General features: G+C 64.5%; 9 protein-coding genes. 3 read left to right on the plus strand and 6 right to left on the minus strand.

The annotated features are described in order from the left end of the window. Positions 1-110 precede the first annotated feature (110 nt). The 5 genes from BLV07_RS45280 to phnC all read right to left on the minus strand — a co-directional run bounded on the left by BLV07_RS45280 (position 111) and on the right by phnC (position 5,245). Positions 111-1,442, minus strand: coding sequence for an IS1182 family transposase (locus BLV07_RS45280; RefSeq protein WP_091895192.1), 1,332 nt, complete (start codon positions 1,440-1,442; stop codon positions 111-113). 175 nt (positions 1,443-1,617) lie between these two features. Then, positions 1,618-2,466 carry a phosphonate ABC transporter, permease protein PhnE gene (gene phnE, locus BLV07_RS45285; RefSeq protein ID WP_091899077.1) on the minus strand — a complete coding sequence of 283 codons (849 nt, stop codon included), beginning with the start codon at positions 2,464-2,466 and terminating at the stop codon, positions 1,618-1,620. After that, entirely contained in the window at positions 2,463-3,347 is an 885-nt protein-coding gene (phnE, locus tag BLV07_RS45290) for a phosphonate ABC transporter, permease protein PhnE (protein ID WP_091899078.1), read from the minus strand. Before phnE (BLV07_RS45290) ends, phnE (BLV07_RS45285) begins: the two co-directional genes overlap by 4 nt. A 92-nt stretch (positions 3,348-3,439) precedes the next feature. Further along, complete coding sequence (phnD, locus tag BLV07_RS45295) at positions 3,440-4,375, minus strand: phosphonate ABC transporter substrate-binding protein (protein WP_091899079.1); 936 nt, start codon at positions 4,373-4,375, stop codon at positions 3,440-3,442. 60 nt (positions 4,376-4,435) lie between these two features. Further along, positions 4,436-5,245: a phosphonate ABC transporter ATP-binding protein gene (phnC, locus tag BLV07_RS45300; RefSeq protein WP_091899080.1), complete on the minus strand. Its 810-nt coding sequence runs from the start codon at positions 5,243-5,245 to the stop codon at positions 4,436-4,438. Between the two features lie 174 nt (positions 5,246-5,419). Here phnC and BLV07_RS45305 point away from each other — a divergent pair, with 174 nt between their 5' ends. From BLV07_RS45305 to BLV07_RS45315, 3 genes are read left to right on the plus strand one after another with little or no spacing between them, the layout of a single operon-like run. Beyond that, on the plus strand, positions 5,420-6,091 hold the full coding sequence (locus BLV07_RS45305) for a transferase hexapeptide repeat family protein (RefSeq protein WP_091899083.1): 672 nt from the start codon (positions 5,420-5,422) through the stop codon (positions 6,089-6,091). Then, on the plus strand, positions 6,088-7,281 hold the full coding sequence (locus tag BLV07_RS45310) for an alpha-D-ribose 1-methylphosphonate 5-triphosphate diphosphatase (protein WP_091899081.1): 1,194 nt from the start codon (positions 6,088-6,090) through the stop codon (positions 7,279-7,281). The genes BLV07_RS45305 and BLV07_RS45310 overlap by 4 nt, the downstream gene beginning before the upstream one ends. 18 nt (positions 7,282-7,299) lie before the next feature. Then, a complete protein-coding gene (locus BLV07_RS45315) occupies positions 7,300-7,998 on the plus strand; it encodes a DUF1045 domain-containing protein (protein WP_091899082.1) in 699 nt (232 codons plus the stop codon). A 192-nt stretch (positions 7,999-8,190) separates the two neighbouring features. Here BLV07_RS45315 and BLV07_RS45320 read toward each other — a convergent pair. Beyond that, on the minus strand, positions 8,191-8,403 hold a 213-nt coding region (locus BLV07_RS45320; protein WP_143035747.1), incomplete at its 5' end, for a transposase.

Genomic DNA, 8,403 nt, shown 5'->3' on the forward strand with positions numbered 1-8,403 from the left:
CTCGTAGAGCCTGTGAGCCAATTCGTTTGTTTCGGCATGAACCTCAAGGGGCGTTAGCGTCCCTTGAGATCGAAGCCGGCGGCGTCAGGCCGTCGGTATGCTGCTGCGGTCTATGCCTTTACGAGACGGTGTCCCTGCAGGATGTTGTTGGTGAGGGCGTACCAGAGCACAACGGCACGGACCTTCGCGATACCGCGCACGGTTAATTGCCTGAGGTCCCAGTTCCGCCATCGGGCATGGATGCATTCGCAGATTGTGCGGGCTTGGTACTGTGCCTTGCCGGCTTCGCTGGCCATGCGAGCACGCCAGGCCGCTACGCCAGGACCGTCGTTGCTCCGGGGTAAAAAGGGATCGACACCGCTCCTGGATTTGGGAGGAGGACAGTAAACCTCGATACCTTCGCCATGCGCCCATTCGATGTCCTCGCCACTGCAAAACCCGCCATCGGCGAGGTAGCGGCGTGGCAAGCGCTTCAGCCGAGCGCGCGTTCGCTCCAGCATCGGTCGCATCAAGCCGCGATCTGAGCCGCTGTTGTCGACATCGATCGCGACCACGATCAGTTCGCCGGCCGCGCTAGCCACCTGCACATTGTAGGCCGGACGGAAGCCGGCATCCGCCATCTTCATCACCCGTGCCTGCGGGTCGGTGGTAGAGGCCCGTGGCTCTTTTGGCTTTTTGCCGTTGCCGCCCTTGTCATCGAGCTGTTTTCGCTTGCGCTTGATCTCAGCCAGCGCCGCTTGCGCGGCCTGCACCCGCTCGCTGCGTTCCCGCGCCGCGCGCTCCTTAGCGGCCCGGATACGCCGATTGCTGGCTTCCGGATCCGCATCGACCTCGCGCTTGAGCTCTTCCACCACGGCCCCGGCCTGTGCCATCTGCCGATCCAGCGTCGCCTCCCGCCGGAACGATCCGGTTCCCGCACTCGCCCGTATCCGCACCCCGTCCTGGGTCAGCTTCTCCAGATCAACCAACCCTGCCTCGTTCAGGGCCACCAGATGTTCGACCAGCAAACGGTCGAGCAAGTCGGCACAGCCGACCCGGAAGTCCGACAGCGTATGATGGTTCAAAGACACGCCGCCGCAGAGCCAGCGGTAGACGTCGTGACTGTCGCAGAGCCGGTCCAGCGCCCGCGCGCTGCCAACGCCATCGCTCGTGGCGTACAGCCAAAGCGCCAGCAGCAACCGTGGCGATGGCGCCGGATAACCCGGCCTGTTCTCCCGCGCCTTGACGCGATCTTCCAGCTCGCTCAAGTCGAGCCCTTCGACATAAGCCCAGATCACCCGCACCGGATGATCCTGCCCGATCAGGCTATCGATATCGACCGCTCGCAATTCGACCTGATCGCGCACAGGCTCGCGCAGCCGAGGTGCGCCCCGCGGCACCACTTCGGTGCATGGCGCCGACTGTTCCGGCAATTCGCCAAAAAGTCCGTCGTCAGCCATCATTCTCTCCAGCAAATCAATCTGCTTAGAGAATCATATCCGCCTGACGCTCGATACGGAAAAGAGTCACAGGCTCGTAGGGTGGGCAAAGCGAAGCGTGCCCACGATTTTCATCATGTCAGAGAAAATTCGTGGGCACGGCGCCGACGCGCCTTTGCCCACCCTACGGCAGCTCGGATCAGGCCACCGCCCTTCGCCCGATAATCGCAAAGCGCAGCTTGCCCGAGATGAAATCGATCGCGGCAACCGCGACCAAAATCATCAGGATCAGGAACGACACTTTCTGCCATTCCAGCACGCGGATCTGCTCGGCGAGCTGGAGGCCGATGCCGCCGGCACCGACGATGCCGATGATGGTGGCCGAGCGGGTGTTGGATTCGATAAAATAGAGCACTTGGCCGGCGATCACGGGCAAAACCTGCGGCAGCAGCCCGAAGCGGATCTCGTGCAGCGCGCTGCCGCCGGAAGCGCGGATGCCTTCGACCTGCCTCTGGTCGGCGCCCTCGATCGCCTCCGAGAACAGTTTTCCAAAGGCACCGAAATCCGACACGGCGATGGCAAGCACGCCGGCGAACGGGCCGAGCCCGACCACATTGATCCACACCAGCGCCCAGATCAGCGTGTCGACGCCGCGGATCGAATCGAGGAAGCGGCGAACCGGGAAGCGCAGGATGATTGACGGCACCACGTTGCGCGCGGCGAGCAGGCTCACCGGCAGCGCGAACAGGGCCGCCAGCGTCGTGCCGAGCAGCGCGATCGACAGCGTCTCGCCCAGCGCTTTCAGATAGACCGGCAGCGAGGAGCCGGGATCGGGCGGGATCATCATCAGGCTGATCCAGCCGAGCTGGCTGAGGCCGGCGAGGAACCGCGACGGCGAGAAGTCGAGATCGACCAGGCCGTAAGTGAGGATCGCAAACGCCGCGACGATCATCGCGGGCGTTGCAAGCCGCGCCGAGGCCGGCCGGTCGAACACATCGGGGTAGCGCGCGCGGATCTCTCGCGTGTCGACCTGCTGCGGCTTCGTCACGTCCGCGCCTCCTTGCCGAACAGGCGGCCGCGCAGCCAGCCGGTGGTGATGTCGATGATGAAGACGGTGACGATGATGGTGAGCAGGATGGCGCTGACGTCCGAGTAGTAGAACTTGCGGATGGCGACGACGAGCTCCTGGCCGATGCCGCCGGCGCCGACAAAACCCATCACCGAGGCTTCGCGGACGTTGATTTCGAAGCGCAGCAGCGCGTAGCTGGCATAACCTGCGGTGACCTGCGGCACCACGGCGAAGCGCATGCAGGAGAGCCAGCTCGCGCCGGTCGAGCGGATTCCCTCGACCGGCTTCATGTCGGCATTCTCGACGATCTCCGAGAACAGTTTTCCAAGCGCGCCGGTGGAATGGATCGCGATCGCGAGCACGCCCGCCATCGGACCAAGGCCGAAGGCGATGACGAACACCAGTGCGAACACGATGCCGGGAACGGTGCGGGCGAATTCGAGCAGGCGGCGCACCACGAAGCGCAGCCAGGGCGCGGGCGAGGTGTTCTCTGCCGCGAAGAAGTTCAGGGCAAAGGCGAAGGTCGCGCCGATCAGCGTGCCGACATAGGAGATCAGCAGGGTCTCGCCCAGCATCCTCAGCCATTTGCGCCAGCCCCACAGCCACTCGCCGACGTCGGTCCAGACCCGTTGGCCGCTGTCGAGCGTGAGAATGCGGTCGAAATAGCTGATGAAGTTGCCGAAATACGTGAACAGCGTGCGCAAATTCACTTCGGCGCCGATCGCGGCAAGAACCAGCGCTGCGGCAAAGATACCGGCTCCCAACAGGAGGCGCCATCGCCTGCGCGCGACCGCCTGGCGATAGGCGGCGTTGAGCACGGCAAGCTGCTGCTCGGGGAGGATCGAAACCGCGACGGTCATCTTGTCAGGGAGAGTGGCCTGTAAAAGAGAATGGCCTGTAGAAAGAGAAAGAGCCGGGTCCGTCGACCCGGCTCGAGTAGCTCGTCCTGAGATCAGGACGCCTTCTTCTTACGCAGCGCATCGACGAACTTGATCAGCTCGATCGTGCCATCCCAGTCCTTGGTGGTGGCGGGATGAAAGCCTTTCTTCTGGCCATCGGAGAGACGGTCGAATGCTGCCTTGTCCTTGCTCGGCGCGTCGAAGAACGCCTTGGCGATGGCGGCCTTGGCATCTTCCGGGAGATCCGAGTTGTAGGCGTAGGGACCGTTGATGATCGGCGCCGACTTGTGGATGATGCGGAAATCGTCCTTCTTCATCGCCGAGCCATCGGCATTCTTCAGCATGCCCTTGGTCAGCATCTGCGCCAGCGTCGAATCGTCGTCGCTGGTCCACTGGTTGGCGGCAACATCGACCGTGCCCTGCGCCAGCGCCAGCATCGCGTTCTCGTGGCTGCCGGTGAAGACGACCTTGCTGAAATAGCTGTCGGCATCGTGGATGCCCATCTTGTCGAGCTCGAAGCGCGGCACATTGTTGCCGGAGGTCGAGTTCGGATCGACGAGGCCGAGATTCTTGCCCTTGAGGTCATCGACCTTCTTGTAGGCGCTGCTCGCCTTGACGAAGAACACCGAATAGTAGCCGGTCGAACCGTCGGCGTTGATGTCGTTGGCGAAGGCATCGGTCTTGACGCCGGTCAGACGTGCGCGCGCGAACGAGGCCGAGCCGTAGCTCGCGATATGGATGTTGCCGGCGCGCTGGCCTTCGATGACGGCGGCGTAGTCGTTGGCGATGCGCAGCGTGACCTTCACGCCCAATTCCTTGGAGAGATAGCTCATGAACGGCGCCCAGCGCTCGGTGACGCCGGAGGCGTTCTCCGCCGGCACGACCGCGAAGGTCAATTCGGGATATTTGGCTTTCCAGTCGTCCGCGGAGGCGGAGGTCGTGAACGCAAGCGCGGCGGCGCCGGCGAGGATTAATCTGCGAGTGATCATGATACCCTCTTCATCGGTTGGGGTCGGTTGACGCAAAGACTTGAACTAAATAGGCGAGGCTCAGGCCGCCGCGGCCGTCCCGAGCGCCGGAACGCCCTCGGGTGCCGGAACAGGCATGCCGCCCATGACGTCGGCGGCTTCGAGATCGTAGAGCTCGCGCGCCACGCGATCGGTCAGCGCCGACGGCGCGCCGTCGAACACCACGCGGCCCGCGGCCATGCCGATCAGGCGGTCGCAATAGCTGCGCGCCAGATCGAGCGAATGCAGGTTGCAGAGCACGGTGATGCCGAAATGCTTGTTGATGCGCAGCAGCGCATCCATCACGATCTTGGTGTTGCGCGGATCGAGCGAGGCGATCGGCTCGTCGGCGAGGATGATGTCGGGCTGCTGCACCAGCGCGCGGGCGATCGCCACACGTTGCTGCTGGCCGCCGGAGAGCTGGTCGGCGCGCTGGGCAGCGAGCGCGGCGATGTCGAACTGCTCCAGCGCGGACATCGCCAGAGCCTTGTCCTGCTCGGGCCAGAGCTGCGACAGCGAGCGCCAGGCCGGCATCGTTGCGAGGCGCCCCATCAGGACGTTGGTGAGAACATCGAGCCGGCCGACCAGGTTGAACTGCTGGAAGATCATCGCCGAACGCGCCCGCCACTGCCGCAACTCCTTGCCGCGCAGCGCGGTGACGTCGATGCCGTCGAACAGGATGCGCCCCTCAGTCGGCGTCACCAGGCGGTTGATGGTCCGCAGCAGGGTCGACTTGCCGGCGCCGGACCGTCCGATCACACCGACGAAGCCGCCGGGGGAGACTTGAAACGAAGCGTCGTCCACCGCGGCTTTTGCACCGAAGCGACACGTCAGACCTTCCACCACCAGCATGCAGCGCTCCAGATTAACTGGAGCCCACCGCTAACGCCGGCGCTTAACACTTGTGTGACATCCGCGTTGCGGTGCGGCGATCCAACACACGTCATCCCCTGTCATCGTCGCGTCATGACATTGTCATCAAGCCGCTCGAAGAGGAACGCTTCGCCCTCGCGCTTCGGATACGACATGGCCGCTAAAGCTCTTTCGATTCAGCCGACCATCGATCCCTCGGCCAAGCTGCACGAGGCTAGGCTCGGCGCCTACACCGAGGTCGGCGCGCGCACGATCCTGCATGAAGTGACGATGGGCGATTACTCCTATGTCGTGAATGATGCCCAGATCACCTACACGACCATCGGAAAATTCTGCTCGATCGCGGCGATGACGCGGATCAATCCCGGCAATCATCCGATGCATCGCGCGACGCAGGCGCACTTCACCTACCGTTCGAGCGCCTACTTCGAAGGCGAGAGCGACGATGTCGAGTTCTTCGACTGGCGGCGCCAGCATCACGTCCATATCGGCCATGACGTTTGGATCGGCCATGGCGCGATCGTGCTGCCGGGCCGCAACATCGGCACCGGCGCGGTGATCGCGGCCGGCGCGATCGTCACCAAGGACGTGCCGGCCTACACCATCGTCGCCGGCAATCCGGCGCGCATCGTGCGGCGGCGGTTCTCGGAGGAGATCGCCGGACGGCTCGCCAAGCTCGCCTGGTGGGACTGGGATCACGACAAATTGCGTGAAGCGCTGCCCGATTTCCGCGAGCTCGGGATTGAAGATTTCCTCGCGACATACGAAGCACGGGCGAGCTCTTTCACCGGTTCTCCTGCCAGCAAACGAAGCGCGGTCGCGTGACAGACATTTTCCTTGAAGGCGGCCGGGCCCTGATCGGCGCCGAGCTGGTCGAAACCTCACTGTTCGTGTCCGGAACTGATATCGCGCAGGTCGATACTTCCCGCGGCCGCGCGCGGCTGGCGATCGACGCCCGCAACCTGCTGGTACTGCCCGGCATCGTCGATCTGCATGGCGATGCCTTCGAGCGCCAGATGATGCCGCGCGCCGGCGTCGATTTTCCGATCGACGTCGCGCTCACCGACAGCGACCGCCAGGCGATCAGCAACGGCATCACCACGGTGTTCCACGCCACGACCTGTTCGTGGGAGCCGGGCCTGCGCAGCGCCGACAATGCGCGCGGCCTGATGGAGGCGATCGAGCGGCAGCGTCCGCAATTCGCCGCCGACACCCGCCTCCACCTGCGGCATGAGACCTACAATCTCGATGCCGAGGCCGAGATCAGCCAGTGGCTCGCGGAAGGCCGCGTCGACCTGTTCGCCTTCAACGACCATATGGACGGCACCGTTGCCGACATGGCCAAGCCCCGCAAGCGCAATCGTATGGTGGAGCGCACTGGGCTATCGAGCGAGGAGTTTGACCGGCTAGTCGAACGCGTGGTGGCGGGCGCCGCCGACGTTCCAGCCTCCGTGTCGCGGCTGGCCGCTACCGCCCGGGCCGCCGGGGTGCGGATGCTCTCGCATGACGACGCGACGCCGGCGATGCGCCAGGAGTTTCGCGAGCTCGGTGCGTTGATCGCCGAGTTTCCGATCAACGAGGAAACGGCGCGGGCGGCAGCAAGCCACGGCGATGCGATCGTCTATGGCGCGCCGAACGTCGTGCGCGGCGGCAGCCACACCGGCTGGACCAGGGCATCGGACATGATCGCCAAGGGCCTCTGCTCGGTGCTGGCGTCGGACTATTACTATCCCGCACAGCTGCTGGCCGCATTCCGGCTCGCCGCCGATGGCGTGCTGCCTCTGACCGAAGCCTGGGACTTGGTCTCTGCCGGGCCTGCCCGTGCAACCGGCCTTACCGATCGCGGCATCATCGCGCATGGACGCCGCGCCGACATTCTTTTGGTCGACGATAGCGTGCAGCTGCGGCCGCGGCTGATCGCCGTGATATCAGGCGGCAAGCTCGTGCATCTCACCGATGCAACGCGGCTGCTCGCCGCAGTGGCGACGCCACGCGAGACTGTCGTTGCGGCATGAATTGGCTATGCTGAGGCAATGACAGGTTTTCCCCGCTACGCGATCTATTTTGCCGCCGGCACCGACAGCGCCGTCTCCCGCTTCGGCATCGAGCTGCTCGGCTATGATGCCTCTACCGGCGACGAGGTGCCGTTTCCGCGCGAGGCACTGCATGTCGCGGCCGACTGGCGCGACGTCACCGCCGATCCCCGCAAATACGGCTTTCACGGCACCCTGAAGGCGCCGATGACGCTGGCGGCCGGCAGGACCGAGGCCGAACTCGCGGCGGCCTGTGCCGTATTCGCCGGCAAGGAGCGGCCGATCCCGGCAATCCGACCGGTCGTCGATTCCATCAGCGACTTCATTGCCGTCATTCCGGCTGAGCCCGTCCACACGCTCCAGCAGCTCGCCGCCGATTGCGTTCGCGAGTTCGACTCGTTCCGCGCCGCGATGACGGCGGAAGACCGCGCGCGTCGCAGGCCCGAGAAGCTGAGCGAGCGGCAGCGCGACTATCTCGATCTCTGGGGCTATCCTTACGTCATGGAAGAATTCCGCTTCCACATGACGCTGACGGGACGGCTGGACGCCGAGCGCCGCGGGCCGATTCTGGAGATGCTGCGGACGCGATTTGCGTCGCTGAAGCTCGATACGCTGACGATCGATCGGATCGCGCTGTTCAAGCAGGATGATCCCAAGGCTCGCTTTCGCGTCATCGGCGAGTGGGCTTTGACGCGATAAAGCTTGATGGGATGAGGCGTTGATCGCTGCAACGAGCGAGGTGCACTCCCTCTCCCGCTTGCGAGAGCTTTGCGCAATCGGTCGCACAGGAGTGAGGCGCGATTTCAAGGATTTTTTTGCGGCCTCGGGCGGGGCGCGAACGGTGGATCGGGCCGTTTTCGCGGCTGAATCGATGGCCGTGGGCGATGGCGGTCACGCCATCCCCCTTGTCGGACGCAGCACCGCCCATCGTTTGAGGTTCATGGCGAGGCAAAGCAGACGCAGATGCGTCTGGTTGCGCGCCAAGCCCAGATAGCGAGCGCGCGCCCAGCCATAGACGACCTTGAGGCGCGCGAAGACCTGCTCGACCGGCGCGCGGCGCCGCCCCACAGCGTCGTTGAAGCGCTTCTGCCGGTCGGTCAGCGG

This window comes from Bradyrhizobium sp. Rc2d, assembly GCF_900099855.1.
In the GTDB taxonomy this organism is placed as follows: Bacteria; Pseudomonadota; Alphaproteobacteria; order Rhizobiales; family Xanthobacteraceae; genus Bradyrhizobium.